Source organism: Streptomyces colonosanans (genome assembly GCF_001866645.1).
Taxonomy (GTDB): Bacteria; Actinomycetota; Actinomycetes; order Streptomycetales; family Streptomycetaceae; genus Streptomyces; species Streptomyces colonosanans.
In genome coordinates, this window is the sequence record NZ_MLYP01000002.1 from 15,625 (window position 1) to 33,913 (window position 18,289).

An 18,289-nucleotide genomic window follows, 5' to 3' on the forward strand; every position below is an offset into this window, starting at 1 on the left:
CACCCCGGTCGTCGGGCGGGAACCTCCGGACGGGCTGAGAGCACAAGCCCGGGGCCGGGAAGTCCGCTGACTTCCCGGCCCCGGGCCTTCGCTGTGCCCCCGTCCATGCGGAGGTCCCGTCGTACTCGCCGGCCCGTGTCAGTCCGTCGCGATCGCGTTCAGTACGTTCATGCGGCCCGCCCGGAACGCCGGGACCAGAGCGGCGAACAGGCCCACGAAGGCCGAGCCGATGAAGACGTAGGTGATCGTCGGCCAGGGGATCTCCAGGACCTTCAGCCCCTGCAGGGCGAGGAGCTTCTGCGCGGCCGCGCCCCAGCCGATGCCCAGGCCCAGGCCCAGCAGGGCACCGAAGACGGCGATCACCACGGACTCCAGGCGGATCATGCGGCGCAGCTGCCTGCGGGAGAGGCCGATGGCCCGCATCAGGCCGATCTCACGGGTCCGCTCGACCACCGACAGGGCCAGCGTGTTCACCACACCGAGGACCGCCACGATGATCGCGAGCGCCAGCAGGCCGTAGATCATGTTCAGCATCTGGCCGATCTGGTCCTTCAGCGCCTTCTTGTAGTCGGTCTGGTCGCGCACGGTGTAGTCGGGGTACTTGTGCAGCGCGGACTTGAGCGCCTTGTAGGCGGCGTCCTGCTGCCCGTCCTTGGCCATGGCGAAGACCATCAGGTCCTTCGGCATCTTGGCGGCGGGCACGTACTTGGCCACCGTGGCGATCGAGGCGTACATCGCGCCCTTGTCGATGACGACTTCGTCGCTGGTGATGGCGCGGACGGTCAGCTTGCCCGTCGTACCGTCCTTGAAGTTCACCGTGACGGCGGAGCCGAGCTTGATGCCGTGGTCCTTGGCGAAGCCCTCGGAGACGGACATCGAGTCGGGCTTGTAGGCGTCGGCGAGGCTGCCGGAGACCGTCTTGGTGCGCAGGTCCTGCGCGAAGGTCGGGTCGGCCGCGTTGATCACCTTGTTGTCCGGGACGCGGCCGTCCGGGGTGGTCAGGGACACGTCCACCAGCCTGTACTCGGTGACCCGGGCCAGCTCCGGCACGGACTTCACGGCCTTGACCGCCTGCGGGGTGATGATCCCGGTGCGGCCGCTGTCGATGATGAAGTCCGTGCCGACGGTCTTGTCGAGCTGGTCGGTGGCGGAGGCGACCATGGAGGAGCCGACCACCGACAGGCAGGCCACCAGGGCGAGGCCGATCATCAGCGCGGCGCCGGTGGCACCGGTGCGGCGCGGGTTGCGCAGGGCGTTGCGCTCGGCCATCCGTCCGACCGGCCCGAAGACGCGCAGCATGATCGCGCCGAGGACGCGGACCATGCCGCCGGCGAGCAGCGGGCCGATGACGACGAAGCCGATCAGGGTCAGCACCACTCCCAGGCCCAGCCAGGCCGAGCCGCCCTTGGCCGCGTCCGCGGTGGCGGCCACGTACAGGCTCGCGCCGCCGGCACCGGTGAGGAGCAGGCCGATCACGGCGCGTACGACACCGGCCTTGACGTCGGCCGGGGTGCCCGCGTCGCGCAGCGCGGCCATCGGGGAGATCTTCCCGGCCCGCCGGGCGGGCAGGTAGGCGGCGAGGACGGTGACGACCACGCCGAGGACCAGGCCGATCACCGGGGTGGTCCAGGCGACGGTCAGATCGTCGGTGGACAGGTGCATGCCCATGTTGCCCATGAGCTTCATCAGGCCGACCGCGATGCCGACGCCCGCTCCCACACCGAGCACGGAACCCACCACGCCGAGCAGCAGCGCCTCGATGAGCACGGACTGGTTGACCTGCCTGCGGGAGGAGCCGACGGCCCGCATGAGGCCGATCTCCCGGGTGCGCTGGGCGACCAGCATCGAGAAGGTGTTGACGATCAGGAAGATGCCGACGAGGAAGGCGATCCCGGCGAAGCCGAGCATCGCGTACTTCATGACGTCCAGGAAGCTCTGGAGTTCCTTCTGGTTGGCGTCGGCGACCTCCTTGGCGGTCTGCACCTTGTAGCCATGGCCGACCGCGGCGGTCACGTTCTTCTTCAGCTGGTCGTCGGTGACACCCTGGGCGGCGGTGACGTTGACGTTCGTGTACACGCCGGTCTGCCCGACCAGGGTCTGCTGGGCGGTCTTCGTGTCCAGGTAGAAGATCGCAGCGCCGGGGTTGGTGACGGTGAAGTCGGCGATGCCGGACACGTGGGCGCGGTGCGTGCCGACCACGGTGATCATGCTGATCTCGTCACCCAGCTTCAGGTGGTGCTTGTCGACGGTGTCCGCGTCGACCATGACCTGATCGGGGCCCTTGGGCGCCCCACCGGAGGTGATCTTCATGGTGCGGGCGTCGTTGCTGTTCCAGCCGCCGACGATGGTCGGGGCGCCACTGCTGGGCGACAGCTTGTCCAACTTGGCGTCGACGACGGTCACCGAGGTGGAGAACACCGTCCCCTCGGCCGACTTCACACCCTCGGCCTTGCGTACCTCGCCGAGCACGGAGGCCGGCAGGACCGGCGGCTTGCCGGTGCGGGAGGTGGTCTCTCCGTTGTCGGTCGAGTCCTTGCTGCTGACCGTCACATCCGAGGACGTCGCCTGGAAGAGGTTGTCGAACGTCGTGTTCATCGTGTCGGTGAACACGAGCGTGCCGCACACGAACGCCACCGACAGCAGGACCGCGACGGCGGACAGCGCCATGCGTCCCTTGTGCGCGAAGAAGTTGCGCAGGGAGGTCTTCAGGACGGTCATGACGTGCGCCCCCGGGCGTCGAAGTCCTTCATCCGGTCCAGGACCTGGTCCGCGGTGGGCTGGTGCATCTCGTCGACGATCCGGCCGTCGGCGAGGTACAGCACCCGGTCCGCGTAGGAGGCGGCCACCGGGTCGTGCGTGACCATCACGATGGTCTGGCCCAGCTCGTCGACCGAGCGGCGCAGGAAGCCGAGGACCTCGGAGCCCGCGCGGGAGTCCAGGTTTCCGGTCGGCTCGTCACCGAAGATGATCTCGGGCCGGGCGGCCAGTGCCCGGGCCACGGCCACGCGCTGCTGCTGGCCGCCGGACAGCTGGTTCGGCCGGTGCTTGAGCCGCCCGGCGAGCCCCACGGTCTCCACCACCCGCTCCAGCCATGCCCCGTCCGGCTTGCGCCCGGCGATGTCCATGGGCAGCGTGATGTTCTCGATCGCGTTCAGCGTCGGCAGCAGGTTGAACGCCTGGAAGATGAAGCCGATCCGGTCCCGGCGCAGCTGCGTGAGCTTCTTGTCCTTCAGACCGGTGATCTCGGTCTCGTCGAGGAAGATCTGACCGCCCGTCACGGTGTCGAGCCCGGCGAGGCAGTGCATCAGCGTGGACTTGCCGGACCCCGAGGGGCCCATGATCGCGGTGAACTGGCCGCGGGCGATGTCCACGTCGACGTGGTCGAGGGCGACGACGCGGGTCTCCCCGGCTCCGTACGCCTTGACGACCTGCCGCGCTCGCGCGGCAACGGCCGTACGCTCTCCAGTGCCCCCGTGCCTGGGAATGGTCACGGCCGATGTCATGTCATGTCTCCTATGTCGATCAGATAGTGGAACGCGCAGAGACGCACCACGTCGGTGCGTGCCGGATTCGGATTCGGCAATCAGTCTGGTGCCGGAGAGGGCCCCGGCGCGCTGGTGCCCGGCCCCGTCCTCCACTGGGGAAAACCCCACCCCTCCCCATGCGGCCGGCACGACCCCCGTGCGCGCCGACCGCCCCCCAGCGGCGTAAAGCCAGGTTAAGGACGACCCCCATGGCCTCTCGTCCTCCGCCGGTACGAACCCTCCCCCAGACCCAGTGGGGACTTACCCCTAGGGGCAGTCCACCGATGGGTGGAGCCCTTCTCAGGGACGGCTCCACCCATCGACGCAGTCAGGCTCCACCCTCCCGTCGCGTCAAGGTCAACTCTCCCGTCGCGTGAAGGTCAACTCTCCCGTCCCGCCACGGTCGAGTGCGAAAATTGCGTGCGACGTACACACGCAAAGGGGAGGGCATCCGGTGGGCAGCACCCAACCTGCGATACACAAGACGGAACGGCACACCGGAGCGGGCCGGCGCGGCGCCGTCGTCGCCGCGCTGATGCTCGCGATGGCATTGGCCGCGCTCGACTCGACGATCGTGTCGACGGCCGTACCGCAGATCGTCGGCGACCTCGGCGGCTTCTCCGTCTTCTCCTGGCTGTTCTCGGGCTATCTGCTGGCCGTCACGGTGACCCTGCCCGTCTACGGCAAGCTCTCCGACACCCTGGGCCGCAAACCGGTCCTGATCGCGGGCGCGGCCGTCTTCCTGCTCGGCTCACTGCTGTGCGCGGCCGCCTGGAACATGACCGCGCTGATCGCCTTCCGCATCGTGCAGGGCCTGGGCGGCGGCGCCCTCCAGGGAACGGTGCAGACGCTCGCCGCCGACCTCTATCCCCTGAAGGAACGACCGAAGATCCAGTCCAAGCTGTCCACGGTGTGGGCGGTGTCCGCGGTCGCGGGCCCGGCGGTCGGCGGGGTACTGGCCGCCTACGCGGACTGGCGGTGGATCTTCCTCATCAACCTGCCGATCGGCGCGGTCGCCCTGTGGCTGATCGTGCGTCATCTGCACGAGCCCCGCCGCGAGGCGCGCCCCCGCCCCCGCATCGACTGGGCGGGCGCGCTCGCGGTGTTCGCCTGCGGGGGCGTGCTGCTGACAGCTCTGGTGCAGGGCGGAGTGGCCTGGCCGTGGCTGTCGGCGCCCTCCCTGGCGCTGTTCGCTGCGGGACTCGCGCTGGTCGCGGTGGTGGTGGCGGTCGAACGCCGGGCGGCGGACCCGATCATCCCCGGGTGGGTGTGGCGGCGCCGTACGATCGCCGCGGTCAACCTGGCGCTCGGCGCACTGGGGTTGCTGATGGTGGCGCCATCGGTCTTCCTGCCGACCTACGCCCAGGCGGTCCTGGGCCTTCCCCCGGTCGCGGCCGGATTCGTGCTCTCCGTATGGACGTTGAGCTGGCCGGTGTCCGCGGCGCTGAGCCAGCACGTGTACCGGCGCATCGGCTTCCGCGACACCGCGATGCTGGGCATCGGGCTCGCGGCCCTGATCCTGCTGGCCTTCCCCTTCCTGCCCTACCCCGGATCCCCCTGGCAGCCGGCCCTCCTGATGCTGCTGCTCGGCGGTGCGCTGGGCCTCTTCCAGCTCCCTCTGATCGTGGGCGTGCAGTCGACGGTCGGCTGGGCGGAGCGCGGCACGACGACGGCGTCCGTCCTGTTCTGCCGCCAGACGGGCCAGACCGTCGGGGCATCGGTGTTCGGTGCGATCGCCAACGGCGTCCTGACGTCCCGGCTGGGCGGCGCGGGCGACCTGGACGCGGTGACGCGGGGACTGGACGCCGGCACCACGCCTGAGGCGACCCGCAGGGCGATCGCATCCGCGGTCCACGCGGTCTACCTGGGCGCGTCCTGCGCGGCCGCACTCGCGTTCGTGCTCCTGCTCCTGCTGGCACCCCGCCGCTTCCCGGTACTCGAGGACTGACCGCGCGAACAGCGCACGGGGCGGCGGCTACTACTCCACCGGGGCCCGGCCCGTGAGGGTGGCGAGGCTGTGGCGCACATGGTCCATCTGGGCCTGTACGCAGTCCCATTGCTCGCCATGGTCCCGCAACACCCGTTCCGTCTCCCGGGCCATGCGGTCCTCCCGCACCCGCGCCTCGGCGATCACCTCAGCGGCGCGCGCCTGGGCGTCCCGCTGGATCCGCCGGGCCAACTCCTTCGTCTCGGCGAGCGCCCCCTTCGCCTGAGACAGGGCGGCCTTGGCCTGCGCCACCCGCTCCGCCCCCGACGCGTCCGACGCCGCCACCCGTTCGACCAGCGCACGCTCCTCGCGCTCAAGGCGCTCGGCCCGCTCCCGCTCCTGCTCGGCGAGCAGCCCCTCGGTGCGCTGCCGCACCTCTCGCAGCGCGGTCAACGCCTCCCCACGCCCCTTCTTCACCTCGCGCCGCGCCCCGATCCGTACGTCATCGGCCTCGGCCCGGGCTGCCAGCAGCCGGACACGGATCCGCTCCTCGGCCTCGCCACGCACCTCGTCGGCGTACGCCTGCGCGGCCTCCCGCACCCGCCGGCCCTCCTCCTCCGCCTCGGTGACCAGACGCCACGCCTCCTGCCGCGCGTCCTCCCGTACGGCCGCGGCCTCCTCCTGCACCAGGCAGAACACCCGCTGCGCCCGGTCACCGAGGCACTCGTACGTCTGCCGGGGCAGCCGCGCCACCGTCTCGCGCAGCAACGCCAGATCGGCCTCCATCTCCTTGGCCAGCACGGTCAGCCGGGCGGCCCGCTCCCAGGCGGCGTCGCGGTCCCACGAGAGGGCCGCGATGTACGCGTCGACCTGCTCGGGACGGTAACCACGCCGCATGGACGCGAAGCCGTGCGGCGGCTCCGATGCGCTACTCATCGTGGAACCCCTCTCCACCTGACTGACACTGATCGATGATTTCGCGCACATCTTGATGGATCGGGCGGACGTGCTCATAACACGACACTCCGCACGCAATCGGTGGATGAAGCCGGACACCAAAGGCACATGGGCCGCCCTGCACGCACAAAGGCCGGGCGGTCGCACGAATTCGCACGACCGGCCCGGCCCTTGACACCACGTCAGGACGCGTCAGGAACGGGTCACAACAATCCGTCCCACATCTGCTCCAGCAGCACCGACCACCAGTTCTCCGGGGAGCCGAGCGCCGCCGGGTCGAGGGTGGCGAGCTGGGCCTGGAAATCGACCGTCCAGCGGCCCGCCTGCTCCTGGTTGAGCCCGTACCGCAGCCGCCACATCCGGCCGAGCAGCGCCAGACAGCGCACGAACTCGGGCAGGCCCGTGTTCACGAACTGCGGCGGTACGGCAGCACCGCCCGGCCCCGCCTCCACGGGAACCGCGACGATGTTCGCCGTGCCGTACTGCACACAGATCGCCTTGCCGAAGTCGCTGCCCATGACGAGGTACGAGCCCGCGTCCGGGGCCGGCTGCACCCCGCGCTCCTGCGCCAGTTCGGCCAGTGTCGGCACCGGGCGGCCCGGCTGGGCCTGCGCCCAGAAGAACGGACCCATGTCGAAAGGCAGTCCGGCCACCACCAGGGTGTGCGCCACGATAGGCGGCACGCCCTGCCGGGAGACCGCGGCCTGGTCGAACCGGAAGACCCCCGGCCCGAAGGAACCGGCCAGCTCCTGCCCGATACCCTCCGGCGGGACCGGCGGAGCGGGCTGCACCGGCGGCAACGGGGCGCGCACCGGACCCGGACGCGCCGGACCGTCCGCCACCTGGTGCAACTCACCCTGATGCGCAAGTAGTTGCTGCATACCTTGCTGGCGCGAGGCATGGTCGGTGCCGTACGGGGCGATGCTGGTGATCCGCGCCTGCGGCCAGTTCTCCCGGATCATCCGCGCACAGTAGGCCCCCGGCAGCTCGCACGACTCCAGCTCCGTGTGCAGTTCCAGCACCTGGTCCGGCGGAACGTTCATCGCACGCAGCTCGTGGAAGATCTGCCACTCCGGGTGCGGGGTGCCCGGCGCCGAACGCCGGATCAGCTGCTGCTCGGAACCGTCCTGCGCACGGTAGCGCAGCACGGCCTGGTAGCCGGGGCCGACCGTCGGCAGGCCGGACTGCGGATAGCCGTAGGACGGCTGCCCGCCCGGCACGGGATGCGGACCACCGGCCGACATACCGGGAGCACCCGGAGGCGGCGGAGGCATGCCCGGACCACCGGCCGGCGGCCCGGCCAGCATGGTCGCGGCGTGATGTACGCCACCGGGGGCGCCGGGAGCGGCGGGGGAACCCGGACCACCGGGACCTCCCGGAGCGTTCGGAGGCACGCCCGGGGCACCGGGAGGCTGCGGCGCACCAGGAGCACCAGGAACGCCAGGGGGAGCCGAAGGGCCCGATCCGGGTCGGCCCGGATCCGCGAGCATCGTCGCCGCATGGTGCACACCGCCCGAAGGCGTACCACCCGGCGGGTTCGGCGCACCCGGCGCAGGCGTGCCCGGCTGGCCCGGAGCTCCGGGCGGGCCCGGAGGAGGAGGCGTACCAGGACCACCAGGAGCAGCCGAAGCGCCCGGCCCGAGACGACTCGGATCCGCAAACATCGTCGCCGCATGGTGCACACCGCCCGAAGGCGTACCACCCGGCGGGTTCGGCGCACCCGGCGCAGGCGCACCCGGACCCGTCACACCCTCGGGACCGTCCGGGCCGGCCTGCGAGACGAACTGCGTGGGCACATAACCGCCCGCCGGAGCGCCCGGCGAAGGCGTGGCACCCGGCTGCGCGCCCGGCGCGCCAGGGGCACCCGGCGGATGCGGCACACCACCGGCATGCCCACTCCGCGGCGGCGCCGCCTTGCTGGTCGCGACGTCGGCGATGTCCCCGGCGTTCGGCGCCAACGGCCGCGCGGGCGCAGGCGAACCGGCCGACGGTTGAGACGATTCGGGCGCCCCGGGAGCCTGCGGAGCACCCGGAGGGGGCGTACCCGGCGCACCCGGCGGCGGAGTCTCCGGCACCCCCCGCTCGCCCAGCGCGGGAGCCACCGCCGTGCGCGGCAGCCGGCTGCCGCCCGCCATCAGCGCGGTCTTCGCATCCGGTGTGGACGCGGGCGGCGGCGTGTCACCGTCGGCATCACTCAGCGGCGGCGCGAACACGGTCGCCGGCAGCGGCACCGAACGGTCCTCACCCGCCTCGGCGTTGGTGTCGGTCCCCGCCCACGGCGTCGCCCCGGCGGCCCCGCCCCGCACCTCGTCACCGCCCTCGGCGGCAGGCCACGGCGTACCCGACGCCGGACGTTCACCCTCCGCGGCCGGCCCGGAAGCCGGAGCAGACGCAGCAGCCGGCGCGGCCACCGGACGGGAACCGGCACCGTCCGACGCTCCGGACGACGACCCGCCACCCTGCCGGCGATCCGGAATACCCCTCTTGTCCGCCTCCTCCTGGAGCCACTCCGGCGGGCTCAACAGGAACGACGTCTGGTTCAGGTCCACCCGGGCCGCGGGCGCCGGCGCCGACTGCGCCGCCGCGTCCTGCACCCCGTACTCCTCCTCGTACCGGCGGATCACCTCACCCACCGGCAATCCCGGCCACAGCGTCGCCTCCCCGCTGTCCCGGGCGATGACCAGCCGCTGCGCACCCCCGTCCGACCGAGGCCTCTCGCCCCGGTCCTCCGCCCACACCACGAACCCGAGGCCGAACTCCCGCACCCGCACCTCACGATGCTGGTACGCCGGCACATCTGCGTTGATCCACTCTTCGGCGCGCTCCTGCGCCTGCGCGAACGTCACCATCGCCGACCTCACTCCCCCACCGACGACACGGGCACCGCACGCGCGAACCCGCCGTCCACCATCAGGCTCGCCACGGTCTCCAACTCCGGCGGATGACCCGCGAGCCGGGACAGGAACTGGTCGAAATCGTCACCGCACGGCAGCAACAGCCGCTCCACACGCTCGGCCGGCGGCAACGACGCATCGACATCACGCGCGTCGTCATACGCACAGAACCAGACCGAACCGATCCGGTCCCCCTTCACCTTGATGGCCAGCAGACCACCCTGCACGAAACCGACACCCAGGTAGTCCTTGGTCAGATGATCCCGCAGGCACTTGTTCACATACACCAGGTCATTGACCGCCGCCTCATCACGCACCGTGAAGAACGGCTGATCGATCAGCAACCCCAACTCCGCGTCGAGCGCGGCGCCCACCGGCGCACAGCCACCCGCCGCCTTCAGGAACGACCGATAGGCACCCGGCAACCGGTACCCCAGGTCCTCCTCGACCCCCTGCACCTGCTGCTCCGTCACCGCCACCGACGACTTCGGCAACCCGAAGTGCACGGGCCGCGTCTCCTGCAACGGCCGCGTCCCCCGCTTGCCCTGATCGACCAGCGCCGTCGCAACCCCGCCGTGGTGCCGGAGCAACGCCTTCACCTCGACCGGAACCAACTCGAGGCGACGCATCCCGGCCACGTGATGCCAGGTCCAGCCGTGCGGAGTCGCCACCGCCGGAATCGTGTCCCACAGATCGTGCCCCGACGCCGCCAGTGCCGCGTTCGCCGACACATAGTCCGTCAACCGCAGCTCGTCCACGCCGAAACCCTCCGGCGGCTCCGCGATCTGCGCGGCCGCACGCGCATACGGCGAGAAGTCGGGGTAGCCGTACTCGTCCACCCGCACCCCTCTCGGGTGGCGAGCAGCCCGAACCGGGTCAGGAAAGTACACGACCTGCCCGGCGTAGGCCGCATTCGGCGGCGCGGCTTGTCCCCCGGCCTGGCGGCCGGGAGGTGCCCCGAGCCCGAGCCGACCTGTCGTCATGGCGGTTGCCCCCTGCGGCGTTCTGTCTGGCCTGTACGGCGATGCGAATCGCGGACGTCGACAGCCTATGCGGTACGACGACACCGGTCACCGGGCCTCCGGCCCCCCACCGCCCATCGAACCACCGACTCCGTTACCAGCCGTCACCTCACCGTGACAGAACGCCGAGCACCGGCGTGTCACAGCGCCCCAGCTTCCGCACCGGCCACGGCATTTGGCAGTCTGTGTCCCGCCGGGGGGATGCAAGGGAGGGGAAAGCGATCATGAACGCGACACAGACAGACACCACCGGAGACCCGCGTATCGGCTGGAGCGCCGCCGACGCCACCCCCGCCCCCACGCTCCGCCACCGCCGCGACGGCATACTCCCCACTGTCGCCGCCGCCCTCTCCGTCCGCGGCACCACCCTCACCGGAACCGCCGCCCGCGGCGACCAGCCACCCGCCCTGCACCCACTCGTCCAGGACTTCCTCGACACCCTCACCAGCAGCCAGCGCGACCGCTACACCGGCCGCTGTGCCGAGGCCATCCTCATCTCCCGCCACATCGCCGCCGTGGACGCCACCCGCAGCAAACGCGCCTCGCGCAAACCGATGACCAACGGCGAGGGACGCAAAGCCCTCAAACACGCCAAACTCACCGCCCGCCACATCCGCGAGGACGGTGACCCGCTGCACGGCAGCTTCGCCACTCCCTGCCGTGCCTGCACCGCGCTGAGCGACCACTTCGGCGTATGCATCGTCGACCCCACCGCACCGAACTGACACCCCACACCGGCCCCACCCGCACGACGGCGCCCACGCCACCCCATGACACTCGACGAACGAAGGGCAGATGCACGCCGACCGCTCCACCTCCCCCAAGCTCTCCGAGCAGGGAGCACCCCCCACACGCTTCTCCGCAGCCGTGGACGCCGCACTGCGCGCCGCCGGCTGGCAACCCGGCCGCTGGGACATGCAGCAGGCGGAAATCTGGGCCGACACCCTGCGCGACCACGAATCCCCCGCCGGCCACCGGCACACCGTGTTCCCCGCAGCCGTCGAAGCCTGGGCGGAATTCGGCGGCCTCCGCATCACCGCACAAGGCCCCGGCCGCCAACTCGCCGCCGCCACCCTCCACCTCGACCCCCTGCACGGCCTCCACCTGGCCCGCACCCTCGGCGACCTCGGCCGCGCCCTTGACACCGAGGTCTGCCCCCTCGGCACGGAACCCGACAGCCGCACCCTGCTCGCCATCGACACCGAAGGCCGCGTCTACGCCCTCGACCACACCGGAGACTGGTACCTCGGCCCCGACATCGACCACGGCCTCACCACACTGCTCGCAGGCATCGAACCGGTCCGGCTGACAGCGGGATAACAGCGCCGAAAGCCGTCAGACGCGCTCGGCCGGAATCACCGCCGACACCCGGAAACCACCCGCATCCGTCGGCCCCGACACAAAGACCCCACCCAGCGCACCGACCCGCTCCCTCATCCCCAGCAGGCCATTGCCCCCACTGGGCAACCCGACGGCCTTCGCCGAACCCGGCTCCGGCGGCGGCTCGTTCTCCACCTGCATCGCGATCTCCGCAGAACGATGCGCCAACCGCACATGCGTCTTCGCACCGCCCGCATGCTTGTGCACGTTGGTCAGCGCCTCCTGCACCACCCGGTACGCCGTCTGCTCGACCTCACGCGCATACACACGCACCTCCCCCTCCACCGACAGACGCACCACCATCCCGGCCGCCGCCGACTGCCCGACCAACTCCTCCAGCTCCGCAAGGCAGGGCCCCTCAGCGGCATCGTCGGCAACCGCCGAAACGGACACCACGGCAGCCGCCCCCACGGCAGCGAGCGGCGCGGCCGACTGCGCGGACCGCCCCACACTCCCCTCACCGCTACGCAGCACCCCGAGCATCTCGCGCAACTCGGTCAGAGCCTGCCGCCCCATGTCCCCCACCAGAGCGGCGTTCTTGACGGCCTTCTCCGGATCCTTGCGGGCGACGGCCTGCAACGCCGCGGCATGCACGACCATCAGACTCACCCGATGGGCGACGACGTCATGCATCTCCCGCGCGATCCGCGTCCGCTCCTCGCTCCGCGCCCACTCCGCGCGCTCCTCGGCACGCTCGGCAAGCAGCATCAACTCCCGCTCCAGCGAATCGGCCCGCTCCCGCAGGCTCTCCATCAGCCGCCGCCGCGCGCCGACATACAGCCCGAGCAGCACCGGAGGAGCGGTCATACCGAGAGCCGTGGTGACGGACAGGAACGGAATGAACCCACCGGCGATCGCCAGATCCCCGCGCACCAGCCCCTGATAGGCCCGCACGTACGTCACGATGAACATCCCCACGAACGACATGCCCGCGAGCGCGCCGATGATCCGCCGGGGCAGTTCGGAGGCGGCGAGCGTGTACAGCCCGACGACACCCATCAGGAAGCCCATCTGGGCGGGCGTGACGGCGATGGAGACGAGCACCACCGCGATCGGCCAGCGCCGCCGCAGCACCAGCGCGGCCCCCGCGATCAGGCCGAACACCGTCCCGACGGGCACGGGCAGCCCGGCGTCCCGCGAGAACTGGATCCCCTCGAGCGCACACTCCAGGGCGGACACCGCAGCGAGCGAGATATCGAGTACGGCACTGCGCCACCGCCCCCACCACCAGGGCCCGCCCCTGGCCCCGATGTGGACTTCCCCCGTCGTGGTCATGCCCCCAGCCTACGGGCGCCGGGCGGGGGATTTCCGGCGAGTTCCGACTGCCGCGTCACACCACACTCCGTAATCGAACAGAAGCGAAACCATCCGGTATCCCTCGAACTGCTGAACCGCACACCGTTCGACCCTGGAAGCCCGGATTCCGCCCGAGGTTATGCCCATGGCACACGCACAGGGCAAGTACGCGGACTTCGAGGGGCTCAGAGAACGAGCGGTGAGGCTACGGCGCGGCGGCTACAGCCTTCGGCAGATCCGCGACGAGCTGAAGATCTACAACAACGACATCCTCAACCAGCTGGTGAAGGGTGAACCACCACCGGAGTGGACAAAACGCCCGCGTGCCAAGGACGACCTGCGAGCGAGGGCCCGGGAGCTACGACTCCAGGGCTGGACGTACGACCAGATCGAGGCGGAGCTGGGGTGCTCCCGGAGCTCGGTGTCGCTGTGGGTGCGGGATCTTCCAAGGCCAGAGCCGCGCTACACGCCAGAGGAGCAGCAAGCCCTCATGCGGGAGGGACTGGCAAAGCGTCGCGCCGCAGAGAACGAGGAGCGCAAGAAGACCAAGCTCGCAGTACACCGAGAGATCGGGGAGCTGGCAGACCGCGAGCTGTTCATGGCAGGGGTTGCCCTGTACTGGGCAGAGGGATCGAAGAGCAAGCCGTACGACCGGCGTGAACGGGTGGTCTTCGTCAACAGCGACCCAGGTGTGATCGAGACCTACCTCGCCTGGCTCGACCTGCTCGATGTCGACCGGGAACGCCTGAGCTTCCGAGTACTCATCCACGAATCCGCGGACGTGAAGGCGGCGCATGGTTACTGGGCCGGCATCGCCGACGTCGACGTCTCCGTCTTCGCGAAACCGACGCTCAAGAAGCACAACCCGAAGACCGTACGCAAGAACACCGGCGACGACTATCACGGCTGTCTGGTCATCTGCGTGGCGAGAAGCGCTGATCTGTATAACCGCATCGAGGGCTGGTGGAAGGGAATCGTGACCCAAGCGCAGGCACGTCTCCGGTAAGGTCTGAAGCGCTGTCCCCCGTGGTGTAACTGGCAGCACACTGGTTTTTGGTACCAGCAGGACAAGGTTCGAATCCTTGCGGGGGAGCCACAGCACACAAGACCTCAGTTCGGGCCCTGACCCCACCGTCAGGGCCCGCTCTCATGTCGCCCAAGGAACGCCCCGGTATCCTGCGGATGTCCACCCCACCCCAGAAGCCGAAGGGCATCCCCGTGAGCGCCAATCGCCCGGCAGCCGTCGTCGTTCTCGCAGCGGGTGAGGGCACCCGTATGAAGTCGGCCACACCCAAGGTCCTGCACGAGATCTGCGGCCGCTCCCTGGTCGGGCATGTACTCGCCGCCGCAGGCGAGTTGGAGCCCGAGAACCTGGTCGTCGTCGTGGGCCACGCCCGGGAGAAGGTCACCGAGCACCTCACCCGTGTCGAGCCCGGCGTACGCACCGCCGTCCAGGCCGAGCAGAAGGGGACCGGCCACGCCGTCCGGATGGCCCTGGAGGAGCTGGGCGGGTCCATCGACGGGACCGTCGTCGTCGTGTGCGGTGACACCCCGCTGCTCGCCGGCGAAACGCTCCGGCGGCTCGCTGCCACCCACGCCGAGGACGGCAACGCCGTCACCGTGCTCACCGCCGAGGTCCCGGACGCCACCGGCTACGGCCGTATCGTCCGCGACGACGCCACCGGCGCCGTGACCGCCATCGTCGAGCACAAGGACGCCGACGAGGGCCAGCGGGCGATCAAGGAGATCAACTCCGGGGTGTTCGCCTTCGACGGGCAGCTTCTCGCCGACGCCTTGAAGAAGGTCCGCACCGACAACAGCCAGGGTGAGGAGTACCTCACCGACGTCCTCGGGATCCTGCGCGAGGCGGGGCACCGGGTCGGCGCGTCCGTCGCGGGCGACCACCGGGAGATCGCCGGCATCAACAACCGTGTCCAGCTCGCCGAGGCGCGCCGCATCCTGAACGACCGGCTCCTGACCGAGGCCATGCTCGCGGGGGTCACGATCGTCGATCCCGCCACCACGTGGGTGGATGTGACGGTCACTTTCGAGCGGGACGCGATCGTGCAGCCCGGCACGCAGCTGCTGGGTGCCACTCACCTCGAGGAGGGTGCCGAGGTCGGTCCCCATTCGCGACTGAAGGACACCCGGGTGGGTGCGGGGGCGCGTGTGGACAACACGGTCTCCGATGGTGCCGTGGTGGGTCCGCAGGCCAGCGTCGGTCCGTTCGCCTATCTCCGTCCGGGTACGCGCCTCGGCCTCAAGTCGAAGGTCGGGACGTTCGTGGAGACGAAGAACGCCGCGGTCGGGGAGGGCACGAAGGTGCCGCACCTGTCGTATGTGGGCGACGCGACGATCGGCGCGTACACGAACATCGGTGCGGCAAGTGTCTTCGTGAACTATGACGGACAGGACAAACACCACACGACGGTGGGGTCTCACTGCCGTACCGGTTCGGACAACATGTTTGTGGCTCCTGTCACGATCGGCGATGGCGCCTACACCGCCGCGGGTTCCGTGATCACGAAGGATGTGCCGCCCGGTTCGCTGGCCGTGGCCCGTGGTCAGCAGCGGAATATCGAGGGCTGGGTGGCCCGTAAGCGTCCGGGGAGCGCGGCCGCGAAGGCGGCCGAGGCTACCTCCCGGGAGCCGGAAGACCAAGGCTGACCGGAAACAGGTGCGCCTGATACGGCGTACCGTGATAAGTGCACACCCGCACCCCCACCAGCTGACACGGCCGCTCACATCCAGCCGAAGCGGCTGATACGGCCTCTGGACACCCAGCTGAAACACCTCTGAGGAGACAGTGCTGTGACCGGGATCAAGACGACCGGCGCGAAGAAGATGATGTTCTTCTCCGGCCGTGCCCACCCCGAGCTTGCCGAGGAGGTCGCCCAGCAGTTGGGTGTCGGGGTCGTCCCGACGAAGGCCTTCGATTTCGCCAACGGTGAGATCTACATCCGGTACCAGGAGTCGGTACGCGGTGCGGACTGCTTCCTGATCCAGAGCCACACGGCTCCGATCAACAAGTGGATCATGGAGCAGTTGATCATGATCGACGCGTTGAAGCGTGCGTCGGCTCGTTCCATCACCGTGATCGTGCCCTTCTACGGTTACGCGCGGCAGGACAAGAAGCACCGTGGGCGTGAACCGATCTCGGCGCGTCTGATCGCGGACCTGATGAAGACGGCCGGTGCGGACCGCATCCTCACGGTGGATCTGCACACGGACCAGATCCAGGGCTTCTTCGACGGGCCGGTGGACCACCTGTTCGCGCTGCCGCTGCTGGCGGACTACGTGGGCGCGAAGGTGGACCGCAAGAAGCTGACCATCGTCTCGCCGGACGCGGGCCGGGTGCGGGTCGCCGACCGCTGGTGCGACCGTCTGGGTGCGCCGCTGGCGATCGTGCACAAGCGTCGTGACAAGGACGTCGCCAACCAGGTCACGGTGCACGAGGTCGTGGGTGAGGTGAAGGGCCGGGTGTGCGTCCTGGTCGACGACATGGTCGACACGGGCGGCACGATCTGCGCCGCGGCGGACGCGCTGTTCGCGCATGGCGCGGAGGACGTCATCGTCACCGCCACGCACGGTGTGTTGTCGGGTCCGGCGGCCGACCGTCTGAAGAACTCGAAGGTGGGCGAGTTCGTCTTCACGAACACGCTGCCGACCCCGGGTGAGCTGGAACTGGACAAGGTCACGGTGCTGTCGATCGCGCCGACGATCGCGCGGGCGGTGCGTGAGGTGTTCGAGGACGGTTCGGTGACGAGCCTCTTCGACGAGCAGTGAGGATGAGCCGGTAGAGCCGGCGGAGATCGTTTTGGGTGCGGCCTCCCCCTCCGAGTAGACTGTGGCAGTTGCTCGGCGAGGGAGGCCGTACTCATTGCGGTACGGCGGTCCGTAATCGACGCGCTCTTCGTAGCAGGCCGTTCGTGGCCGGGTGACCCGTCCATTCACTGGTTTCTACGAGGAGTGATCATGTCCGAGGTGAAGATCGCCGCTGAGACGCGCACCGAGTTCGGCAAGGGTGCCGCGCGTCGTATCCGTCGTGACAACAAGGTTCCGGGTGTGCTGTACGGCCACGGCTCGGACCCGCTGCACCTGACGCTTCCGGGCCACGAGCTGCTGATGGCGCTGCGTACGCCGAACGTCCTGATCTCCCTGGACATCGACGGCAAGGCCAACGAGCTGGCGATCCCGAAGGCCGTGCAGCGTGACCCGCTGAAGGGTTTCCTGGAGCACGTCGACCTGCTGCTGGTGAAGCGCGGCGAGAAGGTCGCCGTCGAGGTTCCGGTCCACACCGAGGGTGAGCTGGCCGCCGGTGGCAACCTGCTGGAGCACGTGCTGGCGGCTCTGCCGGTCGAGGCCGAGGCGACGCACATCCCCGAGGCTCTGACCGTTTCGGTCGCGGGTCTGCAGGCCGGTGCGTCCGTCCTCGCCAAGGACATCACGCTGCCCGCCGGTGTGACCCTGACGGTCGAGGAGGACGCGGTGGTCCTCCAGGTGCTGGCCGCGCAGGCGGAGGAGGCGCCGGAGGGCGCCGGGGGCGAAGAGGCCGCCGAGGCCTGATCCTCGCTGTCATCGTTTCGTCAGCCGCTGTTCCCGGGAGGGGCAGCGGCTGGCGCGTATCAAGGAGACATGAACGTGACGACCCCCGCAGGCGCCCCCTGGCTGATCGTGGGCCTCGGCAATCCCGGACCCGAGTACGCCATGAACCGGCACAACGTGGGCTTCATGGTGGCCGATCTGCTGGCCGAGCGGATCGGGGGGAGGTTCAAGCGTGCGGGCAAGGCGCAGGCGCAGGTGGTGGAGGGCCGTATCGGTCCACCTGGTCCGGCGAACCGCCGTGTGATCCTGGCGAAGCCGATGTCGTACATGAATCTGTCGGGCGGCCCGGTGAACGCCCTGCGCGACTTCTACAAGGTGCCGGTGGCGAACATCGTGGCCGTTCATGACGAGTTGGACATCGACTACGGGACCCTTCGTCTCAAGCTCGGTGGCGGCGACAACGGTCACAACGGTCTGAAGTCGCTGACGAAGGCGATGGGTTCGGATTATCACCGGGTGCGGTTCGGGATCGGGCGTCCTCCGGGGCGTATGCAGGTGGCCGATTTTGTGCTGCGGGACTTCTCGTCGGCGGAGCGCAAGGAGTTGGACTACTTCGTGGACCGGGCGACGGATGCGGTGGAGTGTCTGGTCATCGAGGGGTTGGAGCGGGCGCAAAGCACGTACAACTCCTGACTTGTCCCCGGTGGGAGTTGACCGGGCGCGGGAGGATGGCCAAGGATCGCC

Annotated in this window: 14 protein-coding genes and 1 tRNA gene; 9 read left to right on the forward strand and 6 right to left on the reverse strand. The window is 69.8% G+C overall.

Going from position 1 to position 18,289, the window contains the following annotated elements:
• Positions 1-138 precede the first annotated feature (138 nt).
• A complete protein-coding gene (locus tag BIV24_RS00165) occupies positions 139-2,718 on the reverse strand; it encodes an ABC transporter permease (protein ID WP_071364017.1) in 2,580 nt (859 codons plus the stop codon).
• Positions 2,715-3,503, reverse strand: a complete 789-nt coding sequence (locus tag BIV24_RS00170; protein WP_071364018.1) for an ABC transporter ATP-binding protein — start codon at positions 3,501-3,503, stop codon at positions 2,715-2,717. The genes BIV24_RS00165 and BIV24_RS00170 overlap by 4 nt, the downstream gene beginning before the upstream one ends.
• 475 nt (positions 3,504-3,978) lie before the next feature.
• On the opposite strand from BIV24_RS00170, the gene BIV24_RS00175 reads away from it, so the two are divergent.
• Positions 3,979-5,472, forward strand: coding sequence for an MFS transporter (locus tag BIV24_RS00175; protein WP_071364019.1), 1,494 nt, complete (start codon positions 3,979-3,981; stop codon positions 5,470-5,472).
• A gap of 30 nt (positions 5,473-5,502) precedes the next feature.
• Here BIV24_RS00175 and BIV24_RS00180 read toward each other — a convergent pair whose 3' ends face one another.
• The 3 genes from BIV24_RS00180 to BIV24_RS00190 all read right to left on the reverse strand — a co-directional run bounded on the left by BIV24_RS00180 (position 5,503) and on the right by BIV24_RS00190 (position 10,285).
• Positions 5,503-6,387 carry a DivIVA domain-containing protein gene (locus BIV24_RS00180; RefSeq protein ID WP_071364136.1) on the reverse strand — a complete coding sequence of 295 codons (885 nt, stop codon included), beginning with the start codon at positions 6,385-6,387 and terminating at the stop codon, positions 5,503-5,505.
• Positions 6,388-6,611: 224 nt separating this feature from the next.
• Complete coding sequence (locus BIV24_RS31065; RefSeq protein WP_079167914.1) at positions 6,612-9,257, reverse strand: SUKH-4 family immunity protein; 2,646 nt, start codon at positions 9,255-9,257, stop codon at positions 6,612-6,614.
• 8 nt (positions 9,258-9,265) lie between these two features.
• Complete coding sequence (locus BIV24_RS00190; RefSeq protein WP_079167915.1) at positions 9,266-10,285, reverse strand: SMI1/KNR4 family protein; 1,020 nt, start codon at positions 10,283-10,285, stop codon at positions 9,266-9,268.
• A 263-nt stretch (positions 10,286-10,548) separates the two neighbouring features.
• Here BIV24_RS00190 and BIV24_RS00195 point away from each other — a divergent pair, with 263 nt between their 5' ends.
• Positions 10,549-11,049, forward strand: a complete 501-nt coding sequence (locus BIV24_RS00195; protein WP_071364022.1) for a YwqJ-related putative deaminase — start codon at positions 10,549-10,551, stop codon at positions 11,047-11,049.
• A 70-nt stretch (positions 11,050-11,119) separates the two neighbouring features.
• Positions 11,120-11,644 (forward strand): SUKH-3 domain-containing protein, encoded by a 525-nt coding sequence (locus tag BIV24_RS00200; protein ID WP_071364023.1) that lies wholly within the window; start codon positions 11,120-11,122, stop codon positions 11,642-11,644.
• Positions 11,645-11,659: 15 nt separating this feature from the next.
• Here the strand turns inward: BIV24_RS00200 and BIV24_RS00205 are convergent, their stop codons facing one another.
• Entirely contained in the window at positions 11,660-12,979 is a 1,320-nt protein-coding gene (locus tag BIV24_RS00205; RefSeq protein WP_071364024.1) for a sensor histidine kinase, read from the reverse strand.
• Between the two features lie 166 nt (positions 12,980-13,145).
• Here BIV24_RS00205 and BIV24_RS00210 point away from each other — a divergent pair, with 166 nt between their 5' ends.
• From BIV24_RS00210 to pth, 6 genes are all read left to right on the forward strand, one after another.
• Positions 13,146-14,006: a helix-turn-helix domain-containing protein gene (locus BIV24_RS00210; protein WP_071364025.1), complete on the forward strand. Its 861-nt coding sequence runs from the start codon at positions 13,146-13,148 to the stop codon at positions 14,004-14,006.
• 14 nt (positions 14,007-14,020) lie between these two features.
• A tRNA-Gln gene (locus tag BIV24_RS00215) sits at positions 14,021-14,096 on the forward strand.
• A gap of 122 nt (positions 14,097-14,218) precedes the next feature.
• On the forward strand, positions 14,219-15,667 hold the full coding sequence (glmU, locus tag BIV24_RS00220; RefSeq protein ID WP_071364137.1) for a bifunctional UDP-N-acetylglucosamine diphosphorylase/glucosamine-1-phosphate N-acetyltransferase GlmU: 1,449 nt from the start codon (positions 14,219-14,221) through the stop codon (positions 15,665-15,667).
• A gap of 144 nt (positions 15,668-15,811) precedes the next feature.
• Positions 15,812-16,786 carry a ribose-phosphate diphosphokinase gene (locus BIV24_RS00225; protein ID WP_071364026.1) on the forward strand — a complete coding sequence of 325 codons (975 nt, stop codon included), beginning with the start codon at positions 15,812-15,814 and terminating at the stop codon, positions 16,784-16,786.
• Between the two features lie 189 nt (positions 16,787-16,975).
• Positions 16,976-17,566, forward strand: a complete 591-nt coding sequence (locus tag BIV24_RS00230) for a 50S ribosomal protein L25/general stress protein Ctc (protein ID WP_071364027.1) — start codon at positions 16,976-16,978, stop codon at positions 17,564-17,566.
• A gap of 69 nt (positions 17,567-17,635) precedes the next feature.
• Positions 17,636-18,238 (forward strand): aminoacyl-tRNA hydrolase, encoded by a 603-nt coding sequence (pth, locus tag BIV24_RS00235; protein ID WP_071364028.1) that lies wholly within the window; start codon positions 17,636-17,638, stop codon positions 18,236-18,238.
• Positions 18,239-18,289 lie beyond the last annotated feature (51 nt).